We start from the raw sequence: 16959 nt of genomic DNA, 5'->3' as shown, positions 1-16959 counted from the left end.
GCAGTCCAACAGGCGGGCGGCCTCGAATGTGGCGGCGCCGGGGGCATCGAGCCCCCGACACCGCTCCCCCTCTCCCCTACCCTCCCCCCCGAGGGGGGAGGGAGAAGGGACTCGGCCCAGTCGCCCAGGCAAACCCAAAGCGGGCCCGCGGCAACGCGCCGATGGAACGCTAGCGACACGCTCGACCGGCGCGCGAAGCGATCGTTCTCGCAATTTTCGTAATGACCGCGGCGACCGTGACACCGCCGAACGGCCGGAGCGCCCCGCTCGCCCTGCTGGCGCGACTTCCTCGCGTGGCCCTGGGCGCCCATCGGCACCGGGGCGTCCTATGGGTCCATCTGGCTCGCGCAGCCCGTCCGCCCCCCGCGGCGGACCGCGGCCGCCGCGAAAGCCGCGATAGATGCGGATCATTGCCGGTCAGTGGCGCGGTCGTCCGCTCATCGCACCCAAGGGTGACGCGACTCGCCCAACCGCGGATCGCACGCGCGAAGCCCTGTTCTCGATGCTCACCAGCCGACTCGGCAGTTTCGAAGAGCTTGCCGTCGCCGATCTGTTCGCCGGCTCGGGCGCATTGGGGCTCGAAGCTTTGTCGCGCGGCGCGGCGTCGTGTTTGTTCGTCGAGCAGGATAAGCCAGCGCTCGACGCGCTGCGCACCAATATCGCCAAGCTCGGCGCCAAGGCCGATGTCCGCGCGCAATCGGTCATGGCGCTCGGCCCCGCGCGCGCGCCGCTCGACCTGATCCTGATGGATCCGCCCTACGGCACCGGCGCCGGCATCGTGGCGCTCGACAAATTGGCGCGGCTCGGCTGGGTCGGCCCGGCGAGCTGGATCAGCATCGAAACGGCGAAAAACGAAAAGGTCGAGTTGGCGGGGTTCGCGGTCGACGCCGACAAGACCTACGGCAAAGCCCGTGTGACACTGCTCCGGCAAATATAACGGTCATCCCAGCGAAACTAATCCGTCACCCCAGCGAAAGCTGGGGTCTCGAGCGGCATCGCGATACGGTTGGAGACCCCAGCTTTCGCTGGGGTGACGACTACCTCCGACAACTACCCTCGACGGCTTATTTCCACCGGCTACTTCCTAAGCCGCCTTCCTCGCCGGCTTCGGCACCGGATTGGAGAATTGCATCTCGTCGTCGACCGATCCGAACTTCAACGCCATCAAATCGCGGACGTAATTCTGGTGGACGCGCCACGGCTTGCGGTCGCCCTGGCGCGGGAATTTGTCGATCGAGCGCTGGACGTAACCCGAGGTGAAATCGAGGAACGGCTCTTCCCCCACCGGCGCGCTCGGCTGCGGCGTCGCCTGGCGCAGCCCGCGCTTGCGCATCGTGTTGAGCAGCCGGCACACATAGGCGCAGGTCAGGTCGGCCTTCAGTGTCCAGGACGCGTTGGTATAGCCGAACGAGGACGCCATGTTCGGAATGCCCGAATACATCATCCCCTTGTAGTTGATCGTCCGCGACAAATCCTTGGCCTCGCCGTCGACCGAGAATTGGACGTCGCTCAGCAACTGCAGTTCCAGGCCCGTCGCGGTAACGACGATGTCGGCTGGCAGTGTCTTGCCGGACTGGAGGCGAATGCCGTCGGGCACGAACCGCTCGATCGTGTCGGTCACGACATCGGCCTTGCCCTCGCGGATCGCGCGGAACAGATCGCCGTCGGGCACCAGGCAGAGGCGTTGATCCCACGGATTGTAGCGCGGCGTGAAATGCGTCTCGATGTCATGGTCGGGCAATTCGGCGCGGACCATGTCGATGATCCGCTCTTTCGCCTTGGCCGGATATTTGCGAGCCTGGTTGAAGAAGAACAGCCCGAACAGCACGTTGCGCCAGCGCACCAGGCCATAGGCCAATTTGCCGGGCAATTTGCCGCGCAGCCAATTGGCCATTCCATCCTCGGCCGGCCGCGCCACGATATAGGTCGGCGATCGCTGCAACATGGTGATGTGCTCGGTCTTGTCGGCCATGGCCGGGACTAGAGTCACCGCGGTCGCGCCGGAGCCGATCACCACCACTTTCTTGCCCGAATAATCGAGATCCTGCGGCCAGAATTGCGGATGGACGATGCGTCCCTTGAAATCCTCTACGCCGGCGAAGTCGGGCGAATGGCCCTTGGCGTAATTGTAATAGCCCGAGCACATGAAGAGGAAATTGCAGGTCAGGGTGACCGGTCCGTCGGCGGTATCGGCCTCGACCGTCCAGCGCGCGTCCTCGGTCGACCAGGATGCCTTCTTGACGTGGTGGTTGAAGCGGATGTGCTTGTCGATGCCGTATTGGGCGGCGGTTTCCTTGAGGTAGCTCAGGATCGCCGGCCCGTCGGCGATCGCCTTGGCATCGGTCCAGGGTTTGAACGAATAGCCCAGGGTATACATGTCCGAATCCGAGCGGATACCCGGATAGCGAAACAGGTCCCACGTCCCGCCCATCTGCGGGCGGCCTTCCAGGATCGCATAGCTGCGATCGGGGCTCTGCGACTGCAGATAATAGCCCGCACCGACCCCTGAAATGCCCGCGCCGACGACCAGGACGTCGAAATGCTCCATATGCCTTACCTCTCCGCCATACCGGATATTCGATTATGCGCGGGTTGCAAAGAGGCTGTTTACACTGGTGTCAGTTAGACGCTCACGCGGTAGCGAGACGAAAATTGTTGGTGGTGAACGACTTCCCTCGCCCAACTTCCACCGTCACTCCGGCCTTGTGCCGGGGTCCGCCGAGCCGCAGGTCATGGCTCCAGTTTTGAAGGACATTGCTCGCTGCACGGCGGATCCCGGGACAAGCCCGGGATGACGACTGCGGTGAGCCTGCCGCGATCCAATCAGGGTCCCTCCCAGCCGCGCCGCCACCTAATCTGAAGGCTTAGAAATCCTTCTGATACTTCACGCTCGCGCCCGTCCCGCTGAATGATCCCGTCTGCGACAGGATGCTGAGGCTCTTGGTCAGCGCAATCTCCAGCTGGGTCGCCGTGAAACCTTTCGCGTCGGTGATGATCTCCACATAGATATTGTCGGTGATGTACTTGCCCGCCGCGAGTGCGGTGCCGCGGCCGGTCGCCTGGTCGGCGGCCAGGATCCGCAGGCGATCGATGCCGGCCGCGCCGCGCAGTTTGCCGAGCGGATTGAGCCCCCCGCCCCCGCCGCGCAGAGAATTCAGCGCGGCGGCAAGCTGCAGCGCCTCGATCGCCGACAGATTCTGCGGGCTTGAGCCGAACAGCAGGCGGCTCAGTACTTCGTCCTGCGGCAAGGCAGGCGACGACGTGAACGCCACCTGCGGACGCTGGCCGGTGCCGGTGATGTTGATGATCGCGTTGATGCCGTTGGTCGTGGTCGAGGCGGAGATATCGAGCGTCGGATCGGACAGCACGCCGCCGCTGAAGCGGACGTTACCGCGATTGATGTCGAACCGCTTGCCCGCGAAATTATACGTACCGCGCACGATCGTCGCGCTGCCATTGACCTTCGGCGTCGTCGCGGTGCCGGACACACGCATCGCCAGACTCCATTCGGATTCGAGGCCCATGCCCTCGACGAAGACCTGGTCGTTGGCGCGGATGCGGATATCGAGCGCGAAATTGCTCGGCGGCTTGGGCGCGATGTGCGGCCGCGGCGGATCGCTCTTGCGGCGGATGCCCTTGAGTTCCTCGACCTCGGCCTGTCCCTGATAGACCACCTGGTAGCGGGCGTTGGGAATGGTCAGGTCGCCCTTGACCAGTCCGCCGTCCTTGCCATTGGTCACGGCCAGCGTGCCGGTAGCGGTTGCCCCCAGCGAATCGCCGCTCGCCAGCGTGGCCCTGTTGAGTTTCGCCGTCAGGCTCATCGGGAAATTCTGATCGGCCGACAGCCCGACCCAGCCGCTCGCCTCGACCGTGCCGTCTCCCGCCTTCGCGTTCAGCTGGCTGATCTCGAGCCGGTCGTTGGTGAACCGCCCGGCGAGCTTCATCTGGGTCAGCTTGGTGCCGTAATTCGAATTGATGTAAGTCAGATTGTCGCCGCGGACGATACCATTGAGCTGCGGCGATCCCAGCCGGCCGGAGAAATCCGCCGCGACGACGACGCCGCCGGCAACCTGCTGGCCCGCCAGGCCCGAGAGCGAGAACAGCACGCCCGACGGGCCATTATAGCGGATCCCGCCCGACAGCGGCGCGGCATAGAGTCGGTCCATCCAACTCCCGCCGCCGCCCAATGGCGCCAGCCGTGCTTGCAGCCTGCCGACCGTCGTCAGTCCGCGTTTGACCAGCGCACGCACATCCCCACCCGCCTCGGTCAGCCGGCCGACGACCTGCATGTCGACCGGCTCGGATACGATCACCGCGCTCGACCGGGTGAAGTTCGCAATCGTCAGGCGTGTATCGATATTGGGCACCGCCGCGCCTGCTGGCTGGACATAGTCGATACTGCCGGTAGCGCTGCCGTCGATGCCGAGATTGGGAAACAGTGCATTGGCTACCGACAGATCGAGCTTGTCGAGCCGGGCCTGCAGCGACAGTCCCTTGCCATAGGAGCCGGCGATCCGCGCGCTGCCCTTGTCGAAATCGACCTGGCTCGGGAGCAGGCGGTATTCGCCATCGAGCGGTTCGATCTGCGCCGCGCGCGGGGTACGGAAACCGATCCCGTTGGCCTTGCCCGATATCGCCACCAGCCACAATTTGGGCTGAAGCCGGGCATTGATGCCCATGGTGAACGGCACGCCCGACGATCCCGCCAGCACCGCCTGGGCGGTACCACTGCCGTTCGAATAGTCGATCTTGGCGCGCGCCGCCTGGAACACGGTCGCGCCGTAGCGCATGTTGCCGACCTGGATATCGGCAAGGACGCGCGGCGCGTTCGGGTAGAGCACGACGCTGGCGCTGACGATCGCGCGGCCGATAGTGAAATCCGTATTGCCCGGAATCGTCGCATTATAGGCGCGTGCGGCGATGTCGGCGCGCTGCACCTTGCCCTCCGCGCCGAGCGTGGCGGTGCCGTTGATCCCCGATCCGGCGAATTGCAGCTTGCCCGCAAACGGCCCCGCCGCGGTCTGTTGCAGCGCGCCGGTCAGGTTCATGCCGGCGAAGGTACTGCCCTGGTTGACCTGGATCGCCAGCGTCTTGCCGCTGTGCACCAGCACGTTGGCGGCGAACGGCCCGTAATTGGTCGTGCCCTTGGCGACGATGGCATAGCCGTCGCCCTTGCCGCGGATCGTGGCTTCGAGCCCGGCGAGGCCGACGCCAACTCCCGGGCGGGGGGCGTGGATCACGATCACCGGCGCGGCGGCGGTCCCGGTCACGCGCGCATTGATCGGACCGTAATCCTTCGAATGCGCGTCGCCCACGAAGACGATCCGTCCGTCTGGACGATAGCTGCCCGAGCCGCGATAAATGCTGAGGCGCGGCGCGGCGAGCTTGACGTTGGAGAACGTAAAGACCCCGTCAGTGCCGTAACCGATGTCGCTGGTGACGATCGCCTGGCCGCCGAGGAAGCTTTCCGCGCCAGAATTGAAGATGCGCCGCGTCCTCGCCGCGATCCGTCCCTTGATGCCGAACCCGCCCTTGGGCATCGACACCAATTTTGCGTCGGTGGTCAGGTCGACGATGCCGATCCCGTCGATCGTGTAATTATTGACCCGCCCCTTCAGCGCGCCGGTATAATGGCCGCTCGGGAGGTCGGCGACGACGATCGCGGTCGCGTCGATCTTGTCGGATTTGATCTTCAGATTGTCGGACAGCAGCTTGCCGTTCGAATAAGCGAAATCGCCGACCGCGGTGACATTGGTCAACAACATGCCGGCAGCCGCATTCAATCCGGTGACGCGGCGCGCGCGCGCATTGACCGGGATCAGGATATGCTTGGCATCGACCGTCGCCTTGCCCGAGGCGGTCAGCCCCTCCAGGCCGGTACCGCTGAACGCGATCGCCGCGGCGCTGAGATTGTAGCCGATCGTGGGGGTCGCGAACGGCCCGTCGAGCGTCCAATGCGTCATCACGTCGCGGCCCGACAGATTGGGCAGCATCGCGCCCGGCGTCAGCAACCGCGCGTCGATCACGAAATTGCCGAATTTGTTCTCGCCGAGATCGAGCAGGCCGTTCGCCGCCACTGCCAGCGCGTCCGACTTGAGCGTCATCCGCGTCGTCGCCTTGCGCTTCTCCAGGGTGGAGACGATGTCGACGTTCAGCCCCGGCGCGGTCAGCCGCTCGACCGGCCCCTTCAGATAGAGGCCGGGATGGGTCACGCCCTTGATCGTGAAGGTGCCGTTCTGCGCGCCGAGATCGAGATCGGCGAGCGACTGGCCATTGAGCGCGGCGACGCCCTTGCCTTTCCACGACTTCCAGTCGCCAGCGCCGCCGATGCGGATCGCCATTGGCGCTTTGACCCCGGTCATGCTGGCGGCGACGCCGTCGGCCGGCGCGTCGAACCTGACGCGGATGCCGAGCTTGTTTGCGTCGGGCTGGGCGTCGAGCACCAGCCGCAATCGATCGCCACCGGCAATCCCCGGCCCGCGCACCGCATCGGCATTGGCGATCAGTTGCGCGCGGCGGTCGGCGATATGCGCGACGCCGTCGAGCCGGATGATATGCTGCTGCCCGGTGACCGGCGCCTTTAGCCACAGCCGGTCGACTTTCAGGCTGCCGATGTCGATGTCGATATCGGGCAGGATCGGCGTGTTGGGCGCGCTGGGCAGCAGCGACGGCGACCGGTGCATCACCACGGTCGGCGCGACCATCGAATTGACGTCGATATGGTTCCACAAGAACTGGAACGGATTCCAGTCCATCGTCGCCGTCGGCGCGGTCAGGAAAATGCCCTGAGGATCGCTGACCCTGAGGTCGAGCAACTCCATCTTTCCGTAGATCGAGCCGCGGATCCGCCCAACCTTGATGTTGAGCCCGGTCTCGGTCTTGTAGCTTTCCAGCCGCGAGACGATGAAGCGGTGCCCCGGCGCGGTGTCGAGCCCGAAATAGACGATCGTCAACAGCGCGAGGATCGCGACGCAAAAAATGACCACGCCGCGCGCAAGCTGCAGCCACCATGGCCGCTTCACCACGACGACGTTCTCGGGAGTCTCGTCCGGGGGCGTCTCGTCGGCCATCAGAAGGCCTGACCGATCGAGATGTACAGCGCGATGCGCGAGTCCCCCTTGCGCTTGTTGAGCGGCGTCGCGACGTCGACGCGGATCGGCCCGAAATTGGTATAGAACCGCCCGCCGATGCCCGCGCCGAATTTCCAGTCGGTGAATTTGGGCATCGAGCTGGCGTAGGAATTGCCGGCATCGATGAACGGCACGATACCGTAATTGCCGAACCGATAGCGGGCCTCCAGCGCGAATTCGTTGACGCTGCGCCCGCCGACCGGATCGCCATTGGGATCGAACGGGCCTAGCCGCTGATAGCCATAGCCGCGCACCGATCCGCCGCCGCCGCCATAATAACGCCGCGACGGCGCGAGGTCGTCGCGGGCGATGCCGAGGATCGATCCGACCCGACCGCGCCCGGCGATAACGATGCTGCTGGTCACCGGATAATAGACACTCGCATCGATCTGGGTGCGGGCATAGGGGCGGATCGGCCCGCGCACCGACGTTTCGGGGCTCAGCGTCAGTTTCACGCGATAGCCCTTGGTCGGATTGAGCAGATCGTTCGACGTGTCCCATTGGATGTTGAGCGGCAGCGCGGCGATGAAATAGGTGCCGCGTTGGCGCTTGCCGGCGTTGAAATTATAGACGCTCTCGTTGGTGCCGGTCAGTTCGAAGCCATAGCCGTACGTGATCCGCTTCTGCCAGATCGGCGTCGAATCGTAGGAGACGCGGCCGAACAGCGACAGGGTGGCGGCGTCGAAGGCATCGTAATTGTTGTGCCCGGCGCTCAGCCCGAACGACAGTGTGCGATCGCGCTGCTTCCAGTTCGAGCGGCGGAAGGAGACCGTGCCGCTCTGTTCCTGCGTGCCGGCGACCGCACCGACGACGAACGCGCCTTCGGGCGGGAAGGCATTGCGCGCGGTGAACGTGCCTTCGAGCTTGATCCCTTCCCCGGTGCTGTAGCCGCCGGTCGCCGCGATCGATCGCGTCCGCCCGACCCGTTGCGTCACCGCCAGGTCGACGATCCGCGTGCCGTCGGGCGCGTTTTGACCGGTATCGACCGGCTCGACCGTCACGGTCGAGAACAGCCCCGTCGCGACCAGTGCCTTGCGGACATCGTCGACCTTGTCGGTATTGTAGAGTTCGCCCTCTTTGAACCGCCGCAGGATGCGGATGTGATCGGGCCCGAAAGCAAGCCGGCCGCTCGTGCTGACATTGCCGAAGCTCGACCGCGGCCCGGTATCGACCGGCAGGGTATAATCGCCGGTAAAGGCAGTATCGTCGAGCAGGACGTCGCGCGTCCCCAGCCGCACGAATGGATAGCCGTTGCGGCCCATCTCCAGCGTGACATTGGCCTCGGCACCCTGGACGCGGACAGCATCGATCGGCTCGCCGACCTTGAGCGGCAGGTTTCGGGTGATCAGGTCGCCCGGTACCACCGGCTGCGAATCGACGTTGATCGACGCGAACGTATATTGCTTGCCCGGCACCGCATTGATCACCACGCGGACGCGCCCGGGCTGGTTGGGAATGCTTTCGACCGAGGACAAAGCGGTCGCGTCGTAATAGCCGCGCGAATGCATCAGCCTGACCGCCAATGCCTCGTCCTCGCGTCCGCGCGCCGCCACCATCGCGGCGTTGGCCGCCTTGCCCCCGCCTTTCTTCAACGACGAGAAGGTCTTGAAATCGCCGTCGAGGTCGAGATCGCCGAGTCCGTTGACGACCGTGTCGTAGCGTATCTCCGCGCTCTTGCCGCCGGGCACGTCGGCGACTTCGGTCACCGGCGTCGTATTGTAGCTGTCGAGCGTCGGCAGCGGCGCGGCGAGTTCGGGCGCGGGCTCGGGTGCCGGCGGCAGCGTTCCCGGCGGCACGTCGGGTGCCGGCGCGATCACCGGCGGCATGACACTGGGCGGCGCCTTGTCCGCGGTCTGCGGGGTGAACGGTGCTTCCTGCGGGATCGGCTCAAGCGGTGCGTTTATGTCGCTCGACAACGGCGGCAGCGACTTGTCGAACTGGTCGTCGGGCACGATCGGCTTATCGCCAAGCGGGTCGCTGGTCGGGGTCGGCACCGGCTTGGGCTCGCCCGATTGCCGCGCCTGATCCTGGCTCGCAGGATCGGCTGGGGCGCTATCGGTGCGAGCGGACGGCGGCACCTGTTGCGCGACCAGCGCGCCGGGAAGGACGGCGCACGCCGCGATAGCCAGACAACAATGCGATACCAGACGCGACACGACGGCCCCTTTTCGGGGGTCGTCCTTCGCCCCCTTCGCGCCTGCCAACGCGCCGCAGCCCGATCGGTTCACGCTCAATCCGCCCCGACGCCTTCGGGCGCGACTTCGCTCGCTGCCGCTTCGATGCGATCGAGCATCGCCGACAAGGCAACACGTTCGCCCGCGTCGAGCTGTTCGAGCACCTTCGCCTCGAGCTCGAGCGCCTTGGGCGCGACCTGATCGTAGAGCAGCCGCCCGGTCGCGGTCAGCGCGAGCAAGTGCGACCGCCGGTCGCCTTCGTTCGGTGCGCGCGCAACCAGCCCGCGCTCGACCAAGGCCTGCGCCGCCCGGCTCACCGTCACCTTGTCCATTCGCGTCGCCACACCCAGCGCCTGCTGGGTGATCCCCGGCCCTTCGGCAATAACCGCGATCAGGCGCCATTCGGGGATACGCAGCCCGAACAGCCGGTCATAGGCGGTCGCGATCGCCGCCGACACGCGGTTGGACACGACCGACAGGCGGTACGGCAGGAACTGATCGAGCTTCAAATCGGCCATTTCCGGTCACTTTGCGGTGTTCGTCGGCGCGAAACAAGCATTGCGTGACATGCGTTCAGAACGGTGGACGCAGCCGCAGAAACGCGATATAGTTTCAACTGAAACGACTTTTCCCTCTGGAGCATGTTCCGATGACCGACGCGCACGACAATCCGATGGGCCTGGATGGATTCGAATTCGTCGAATTCACCTCGCCCGACCCGGAAAAGATGGCCGATCTGTTCGAGAAAATGGGCTTCACCCATGTCGGCACGCACAAGTCGAAGAATGTGCGCCGCTATGCCCAGGGCGACATCAATTTCCTGCTCAACATGGACGATGCCGGCCAGGTCGCGGGATTCCGCAACGTGCATGGCCCGAGCGCCAACGCGATGGCATTCCGCGTCGCCGACGGCGAAAAGGCGCGCGACCTCGCGCTGGAGCGCGGCGCGACCGAAGTGAAGGGCGAGCACGGCCCGGGCGAGCTCGACATTCCCGCGATCGAAGGGATTGGCGGCGCCAATCTCTATCTCGTCGATGCGAAGTCGAAGATTTACGAGACCGATTTCGTCCCCACCGGCGCGGGCGCCGACGACCATAGCGTCGGCCTGCACACGCTCGATCACCTGACCCACAATCTCAACCGCGGGCGGATGGATTATTGGGCGAATTATTACGAGCGGATCTTCAACTTCCGCCAGATTCGCTATTTCGACATCGAGGGCCAGTCCACCGGCCTGTTCTCCAAGGCGATGACCGCGCCCGACGACAAGATCCGCATCCCGCTCAACGAAAGCCAGGACGAGCATTCGCAGATTGAGGAATTCATCAAGGATTATAAGGGCGAAGGCATTCAGCATCTGGCGCTGGCGACCGACGACATCTTCTCGACGATCGATCAGTTGCGCGCCAACGGCATCCGGTTCCAGACCGCGCCCGACACCTATTTCGACCTGATCGACAAGCGCCTGCCCGGTCACGGCCATGACGTCGCCGAGATGCGCAAGCGCCACATCCTGATCGACGGATCGCCGGAGACCGGCGGCGGCCTGCTGCTGCAGATCTTCACCGAGAATATGGTCGGCCCGATCTTCTTCGAGATCATCCAGCGCAAGGGCAATGACGGCTTCGGCGAAGGCAATTTCAAGGCGCTGTTCGAGAGCATCGAACTCGACCAGATCCGCCGCGGCGTCGTACCGGCGAAGGCGGAGGCTTGATCAATACAGCCCCTCCCTTTCAAGGGAGGGGTTGGGGTGGGTCGCGAGCGCAGCGAGCGTCCTGCCGTAGAACCGAAGCGACGCCGGGGCATCGAGCCCCGTCGCCGCTGCCCCACCCCTAACCCCTCCCCTGAAGGGGAGGGGCTGGAGAGTAGCGATGCCCGACTACCAAACCGGCTTCGGCAACCATTTCGCGACGGAGGCGATTCCCGGCGCACTACCGGTCGGCCGCAATTCGCCCCAGAAACCCGCGTTCGGCCTCTATGCCGAGCAGCTCAGCGGCACCGCGTTTACCGCGCCGCGTCACGAGAACCGCCGCACCTGGCTCTATCGCCTGCGCCCCTCCGCCGCGCACCCGGCCTCCACCCGGTACGAAGGCGCCAAGCGATTCGCCCCGGGCCTGTCGAAATCCCCCCTCGCCCCCAACCGCTTGCGCTGGCGGCCGCTCGAGGAAGCGACCGATGCCGACTGGCTCGACAGCCTGACGACGATGGTCGTGGCCGGCGACGGCCCGCGCACCCAGGCGGGCGTGGCGATGCACCTCTATCACGCCACGCGCGACATGACCGACCGCGCCTTCGCCTCGGCCGATGGCGAGTTGCTGATCCTGCCCGAACAGGGCGCGCTCCTGCTGCTGACCGAAATGGGCCGGATCGACCTCGCGCCGGGCCAGGTCGCGGTGATCCCGCGCGGCGTGCGCTTCCGCGTCGAACTGCCCGGCGGCCCCGCCCGCGGCTATGTCGCCGAAAATCACGGCCAGCCGTTCCGCTTGCCCGACCTCGGCCCGATCGGGTCGAACGGCCTCGCCAATCCCCGCGATTTCGAGACGCCGATCGCCTGGTTCGAGGATCGCGAAGGCGATTTCGCGCTGATCCAGAAATTCGAGGGCGCATTGTGGCAGACCGAGCTTGGCCGCAGCCCGCTCGACGTCGTCGCCTGGCACGGCAATTACGCGCCGTACCGCTACGACCTCACTCGCTTCAACACGATCAACACGGTCAGCTTCGATCATCCCGATCCGTCGATCTTCACATTGCTGACCTCGCCCAGCGATGTGCCCGGCACCGCCAATGCCGATTTCGTCATCTTCCCGCCGCGTTGGATGGTCGCCGAGGATACGTTCCGCCCGCCCTGGTTCCACCGCAACACGATGAGCGAGTGTATGGGACTGCTTTACGGCGCCTATGACGCCAAGGCCGACGGCTTCCGCCCCGGCGCGATGTCGCTCCACAACCAGATGTCGGGCCACGGCCCCGATCTCGCCTCGTGGAAAGGCGCCAGCGAGACCGAGCTCAAGCCGCACAAGATCGACGGCACGATGGCCTTCATGATCGAGAGCCGCTGGGTGTTCCACTGCACCGACTATGCGCTGGAAACGGGCGCGCTCGATGAGGATTATGATCAGGTCTGGTCGGGGTTTCCCAAGGCGGAATTGCCATGAGGACCTTTAGCCTGGCAACACCGTCATTGCTCGCCAGCTGATCGCGATCAACGCCGCGGCCAGGACCAGCACGGCGATCATCATGGCGATGCTGCGTCGCCCGGTGACGATCATCCACAAGCCGTAAACGGTCGATCCCAGTCCGAACACGATCACCGCGCCGAATACAGTCAGGATCGTCCGTCCCTGCTCCGCGGTGCCGGTGAAGGTGGTGCCGCCGGTCAGGTCGCCGGGATGCGCCATTGCGGGAGCTAGCACGGTCCAGAGATAGCTCATCAGCCCGACAAGAAAGACACCGCAGGCAAGCAGCAGCCAGCCGAGAGCGCGTATCGTGCGCGGCGTCCGCATCTTCCCCCCGCAGGTCGGACAGGCGGTGACGGTTCCTTCCGCCGTGGTGCGGCACGACGGCGCGAGACAAGTACTGACGGCGGGCATCGGCGATTCTCCCCTTGATGTCGCTAGCTACCCCGATGGGCTCCCCCACGCCACAGACGTCAATGCTTGGCATATTTTACAGCCGGTTGCATGACTTAGCGAGAACCGGCAGAATTGCCACAAACAGGGGAGGCCAATTATGAAGACTTTGTCCGGCGTGATCGTTGCAGCGGCGTGCTTGGTGTCCGGATGCACTGCGTCGAACAACGCAACGCCCCCAGCGCCGCCGTCGCCCGGCTGGCAGTTTGCCGGGTCCGACGACAACACGGACAATTATCCGACGCAGAAATATTGCTCGCAGAGCGGCGATTTCGATGTGATGAGCAACGACGCTCAGGGCGCTCGCCTGTGCATCGACTACGTCCCCGGGCTCAAGCGCTATGTGCTGCCCGAGGTCACCTACTACGCACAGCCGGAAAAGAGCGAACTTACGCTGAAGGGCGACAAATCATCGATCATTCTGAAACTGCAGCGTAAAGGGCTCGGTCAGCAGGGCAGTGCGCCGATGTGGAAAGTTTACGTCTACGAGCCAAGCGCTAAGGACATCGCCAAATTCCTCTCAGGGCAGAAGGAAGTCGAGTTGAACGGCGCCAAAATCAACGTCGCTGGTCAGCCCTGGCTCAAATAACCAGCCGGGGCGGTTTCGGTCATCGCTTGCCGCCTCCATTTGCCGCCGACGCCGCGCGGACCAGGGCCTTGAACGCCTCATCGTCGATCGCATCACCCTCGTGAAAGTCGATCGCGCGGCGGACATTGCCGTCCAGGCTCGAGTTGAATAGCCCCTTGGGATCGTCGAGCGCCGCACCCTTGGCGAAGGTGGTCTTGACCGCGTTCTTGTAGGTCTCGCCGGTGCAGATGATCTTGTCGTTGGCGTACCAGGTCGGCACGCCGCGCCACTTCCATTCCTCGACGACATCGGGCTCGGCGTCGCGGATCAGGGCACGAATCCGCGCCAGCGTCGCGCCGCGCCAGTCGCCCAAAGATGCGATCCGATCGTCGATCAGTTCGGATGGCGATTTGGTATCGGCTTCGGTCGTGGTCATCGTTCTTCCTTCCTCGATCGCTCAGGCGGCATCGCGTGCGGGCGACGGCGTGCGGCTCTTCGCCAGATAGGGCAGCGCGAACATATAGAGGCCGGTGATCATCAACAGGATCAACGGAAAAAGTGCCGTCAGCCCGACCCATGTCGCCTGGCGGCCCAGCACGAGCATCACCGTATTGAAGATCACCGCCACCATGAAGACGATCGACGTCCAGCGGTGAAACTGCCGAATAGCCGAATTCCCGTTCATCCGTTCCTCCCTATGTATTCGAAAACTTGCCGATCAGTCGATCCGCGCCACGACCTCGTCCAGGTTGCCGAGAAACTTCTGCCAACCGAATTTGGCGCCGGCGAAGGCCTGCTGCTGATCCGGGCGGAAGCCCGCCTGCTCCATGCGCACGTGCGTGCCGGCGGCCGACGGCGTCAGCGTCCAGCTGACCACGCTCTCCAGCCCCATCGCGTCCCAGCTATAGGCGAGCGCCCGCTGCGGCTCGATCTCGAGCACCTTGCAATCGACCGATCCCCAATCGCCGGTCAGCGTGAAGCGATGATCGACCGTCGGCACGAAATCGTTCTTCATCAGCCATTCCGCGATCAGATGCGGTTGGGTCAGCGCGCGCCAGATCTTGTCGGGCGCATGCGCGAACTCGCGTTCGATCACGACGGAACGGGTTTCGGTCGAAGTCGTCGTCATTGGTCCATCCTCTTGAGCAAATCATCGAGATCGTCGAACCGGCTTTCCCAGAATTCGGTCATCTGGCGGGTCCAGTCGACCAGTGGCGCGAGCGCCTGTCGCCGCGCGGTATAATGGGTCTGGCGCCCCTCATGCCGATCGAGCACCAGCCCGGCCTTTTTCAGCACGCCGAGATGCTTCGACACCGCCGGCTGCGAGACCCCCGCCAGTGCGGTCAGTCCGCCCACCGTCTGCTCGCCGCCACGGCACAGCCGCTCGAAAATCCCACGACGCGTGGGATCCGCCAGGGCGCTGAAAATGACGTCGTGTGGAGTAGGCATGAAAACGTATAACTCACGGGCTATGGATTTAACCCATAACCACGCAGTTATATATTAGTCAAGTGGCGATATTCAGTCGATCGCGTGCGCGAAACAGCGCGCCCTCCACTCCTCCGGTCACCAGTTGAGTGGCGATGCCGAAGTCCACGCCCACCGCCGCGCCCAATTGACGAAGCCAGAGGTGCGAGCCCGGAAAGATTCGCGCCAGCAAGTCGAGGCTGCCGCCCATCAACCTCCCGCCCAATAGCGGCACCAGCACGCCACCCACCGCTCCGATCAGACCGGCGATAGCGATCCTGCGCCACATCGAGGCCAAGCAGTTTGACGATTCCGGCGATCGCCATGCCGCCAAGCGCGCCACCCACGATGGTCCACCGACCACGCCGGGCGAAACCGGCCGCAGCGATCCGAAGCTGACACCGGCCGTCACTTCCGATGGTTCTCCTTTGAGGACGCACCGTTATCGGGCAAATAAGGGCGATGAAATTCACCGAATATGCGGCCCACGATGCCGTCGGCCTGGCGGAGCTGATCCGGCATGGCGAGGTCTCGCCGCTCGAGGTTGTCGACGCCGCGATCGAGGGTATCGAGCAGTACGATGGCGACATCAACGCCGTCGTCTATCGCGCATTCGATGAGGCACGGGCGACAGCTGCCGGGCCGCTCCCGGAAGGTCCGTTCACGGGTGTTCCATTCCTGGTGAAAGACTTGCTGCTGCAGGTGGCGGGTTGGCCGCGTACGTCGGGCAGCCGCTATGCCGCAAACGCAGGCCTCGCGGACGCGGAAGACAGTGGCCTGATGCGCCGCTACCGGGCGAGCGGGGTCGTGACCCTGGGCAAGGCCAACCTTTCCGAGTTCGGGATCGCCGGCACGACCGAAGGGGCGCTGTTCGGGGCCTGTCGAAACCCATGGAATCTCGGACACATCGTCGGCGGATCGTCGGGCGGTTCGGCGGCAGCGGTGGCGAGCGGCATGGTGCCGATGGCGCATGGCGGCGACGGCCTTGGCTCGATCCGGATTCCCGCCTCTTGCTGCGGCCTGGTCGGGCTGAAGGTGACGCGCGACCGCAACCCGCATTTGCCCGACGGCTACGATTTCGCCCAAGGCAATGTCGTCGAGCATGTGATCACCCGCACTGTCCGCGATACCGCGGTGATGCTCGACGTGACCGGCAATCCGGAGCCGGGGTCGCCCTACGCCATTCCGCCGAAGGAGCGGCCCTATGCGGACGAAGTCGGGCGCGATCCGGGACGGCTGCGCATCGCGTGGTCGGGCGGGACGCCGCTCGGGCGCGCGATCCATCCCGACGTGCAAGCAGTGCTCGAGGATATTGCGCGATTGCTCGGCGGGCTCGGCCATCACGTGGAGGAGCGCGCGCTCGGCACCAATACGCTGAGCGACTATGTCGCCAATCTGCCGCTTGCCGGCGCCAACTTCGCCGCCGGCATGAAGCGGATGATCGAGGCGATCGGGCGCGAGCCGGCAGCGGACGAGCTGGAACCGCTGACCTGGGCAGCGCTCAACGGCGCGCGCTCGGTGTCGGGTGTCGACGCGCTCTACAGCGCGCAGGAACGCCGGATGCGCGCCCGAGCGACGCTTCGCTTTTTCGAGGATTGGGACATATTCCTATGCCCGGTGATGGGAACCCCGCCGCCCAAGATCGGCTATCTCGATCCGATCAACGTGCCGGCGGCGGACATCCAGACGCGAAATGGCGAGGTCTATCCCTTCGCCGCCCCGTTCAACTTCACCGGTCAGCCCTCGATCTCGCTGCCGCTCGGCCAGTCGCGTGAGGGTTTGCCGATCGGAATGATGTTCTCGGCGCGTTACGCCGACGAAGCGACACTGATCCGCCTCGCAGCCCAGCTCGAACAAGCCTGCCCGTGGCATGATAAGCGACCGAAGCTCGGCGGGTGAGTAAACGGGGAGCGAGGTTGACCGCCCATGCCCCGGGGGCAAAGTGATCCCTTTCCATAGCTCGTCATCCCAGCGAAAGCTGGGATCTCAAG

At 64.8% G+C, this 16959-nt stretch carries 15 protein-coding genes; 5 read left to right on the top strand and 10 right to left on the bottom strand.

Annotated elements, in window-relative coordinates:
* Positions 1 to 400: 400 nt before the first annotated feature.
* Positions 401 to 937 carry a 16S rRNA (guanine(966)-N(2))-methyltransferase RsmD gene (gene rsmD, locus SAS01S_RS18580; RefSeq protein WP_066812368.1) on the top strand — a complete coding sequence of 179 codons (537 nt, stop codon included), beginning with the start codon at positions 401 to 403 and terminating at the stop codon, positions 935 to 937.
* A 147-nt stretch (positions 938 to 1084) separates the two neighbouring features.
* Here the strand turns inward: rsmD and SAS01S_RS18575 are convergent, their stop codons facing one another.
* The 4 genes from SAS01S_RS18575 to SAS01S_RS18560 form a co-directional block, all read right to left on the bottom strand.
* Positions 1085 to 2548 carry a flavin-containing monooxygenase gene (locus tag SAS01S_RS18575; RefSeq protein WP_066812367.1) on the bottom strand — a complete coding sequence of 488 codons (1464 nt, stop codon included), beginning with the start codon at positions 2546 to 2548 and terminating at the stop codon, positions 1085 to 1087.
* 316 nt (positions 2549 to 2864) lie between these two features.
* Entirely contained in the window at positions 2865 to 7070 is a 4206-nt protein-coding gene (locus SAS01S_RS18570) for a translocation/assembly module TamB domain-containing protein (RefSeq protein WP_066812366.1), read from the bottom strand.
* The gene (locus SAS01S_RS18565) at positions 7070 to 9286 is read right to left on the bottom strand and encodes an autotransporter assembly complex protein TamA (protein WP_369405760.1); all 2217 of its coding nucleotides are present in this window, start codon (positions 9284 to 9286) and stop codon (positions 7070 to 7072) included. Before SAS01S_RS18565 ends, SAS01S_RS18570 begins: the two co-directional genes overlap by 1 nt.
* A 74-nt stretch (positions 9287 to 9360) precedes the next feature.
* Positions 9361 to 9822: a MarR family winged helix-turn-helix transcriptional regulator gene (locus SAS01S_RS18560; RefSeq protein ID WP_066812365.1), complete on the bottom strand. Its 462-nt coding sequence runs from the start codon at positions 9820 to 9822 to the stop codon at positions 9361 to 9363.
* A gap of 131 nt (positions 9823 to 9953) precedes the next feature.
* On the opposite strand from SAS01S_RS18560, the gene hppD reads away from it, so the two are divergent.
* Positions 9954 to 11018 (top strand): 4-hydroxyphenylpyruvate dioxygenase, encoded by a 1065-nt coding sequence (gene hppD / locus SAS01S_RS18555; RefSeq protein ID WP_066812364.1) that lies wholly within the window; start codon positions 9954 to 9956, stop codon positions 11016 to 11018.
* Positions 11019 to 11175: 157 nt separating this feature from the next.
* Positions 11176 to 12459, top strand: a complete 1284-nt coding sequence (gene hmgA / locus SAS01S_RS18550) for a homogentisate 1,2-dioxygenase (protein WP_066812363.1) — start codon at positions 11176 to 11178, stop codon at positions 12457 to 12459.
* Positions 12460 to 12465: 6 nt separating this feature from the next.
* Here hmgA and SAS01S_RS18545 read toward each other — a convergent pair whose 3' ends face one another.
* On the bottom strand, positions 12466 to 12894 hold the full coding sequence (locus SAS01S_RS18545; protein WP_066812362.1) for a hypothetical protein: 429 nt from the start codon (positions 12892 to 12894) through the stop codon (positions 12466 to 12468).
* A 139-nt stretch (positions 12895 to 13033) separates the two neighbouring features.
* On the opposite strand from SAS01S_RS18545, the gene SAS01S_RS18540 reads away from it, so the two are divergent.
* A complete protein-coding gene (locus tag SAS01S_RS18540) occupies positions 13034 to 13522 on the top strand; it encodes a hypothetical protein (RefSeq protein WP_066812361.1) in 489 nt (162 codons plus the stop codon).
* A gap of 19 nt (positions 13523 to 13541) precedes the next feature.
* Here SAS01S_RS18540 and SAS01S_RS18535 read toward each other — a convergent pair whose 3' ends face one another.
* From SAS01S_RS18535 to SAS01S_RS18515, 5 genes are read right to left on the bottom strand one after another with little or no spacing between them, the layout of a single operon-like run.
* Complete coding sequence (locus SAS01S_RS18535) at positions 13542 to 13937, bottom strand: DUF1801 domain-containing protein (protein WP_066812360.1); 396 nt, start codon at positions 13935 to 13937, stop codon at positions 13542 to 13544.
* Positions 13938 to 13958: 21 nt separating this feature from the next.
* Positions 13959 to 14186, bottom strand: a complete 228-nt coding sequence (locus SAS01S_RS18530) for a hypothetical protein (RefSeq protein WP_066812359.1) — start codon at positions 14184 to 14186, stop codon at positions 13959 to 13961.
* 33 nt (positions 14187 to 14219) lie between these two features.
* Positions 14220 to 14630: an SRPBCC family protein gene (locus SAS01S_RS18525; protein WP_066812358.1), complete on the bottom strand. Its 411-nt coding sequence runs from the start codon at positions 14628 to 14630 to the stop codon at positions 14220 to 14222.
* Positions 14627 to 14950 carry an ArsR/SmtB family transcription factor gene (locus SAS01S_RS18520; RefSeq protein WP_066812357.1) on the bottom strand — a complete coding sequence of 108 codons (324 nt, stop codon included), beginning with the start codon at positions 14948 to 14950 and terminating at the stop codon, positions 14627 to 14629. The genes SAS01S_RS18525 and SAS01S_RS18520 overlap by 4 nt, the downstream gene beginning before the upstream one ends.
* A gap of 58 nt (positions 14951 to 15008) precedes the next feature.
* A complete protein-coding gene (locus tag SAS01S_RS18515; RefSeq protein WP_066812356.1) occupies positions 15009 to 15380 on the bottom strand; it encodes a hypothetical protein in 372 nt (123 codons plus the stop codon).
* A gap of 50 nt (positions 15381 to 15430) precedes the next feature.
* On the opposite strand from SAS01S_RS18515, the gene SAS01S_RS18510 reads away from it, so the two are divergent.
* Entirely contained in the window at positions 15431 to 16867 is a 1437-nt protein-coding gene (locus SAS01S_RS18510) for an amidase (protein WP_066812355.1), read from the top strand.
* Positions 16868 to 16959 lie beyond the last annotated feature (92 nt).

The organism is Sphingomonas asaccharolytica NBRC 15499, from assembly GCF_001598355.1.
Classification (GTDB): domain Bacteria; phylum Pseudomonadota; class Alphaproteobacteria; order Sphingomonadales; family Sphingomonadaceae; genus Sphingomonas; species Sphingomonas asaccharolytica.
The sequence above is the reverse complement of the archived record's forward strand: the minus strand, read 5'-3'. Positions and strand labels throughout refer to the sequence as shown.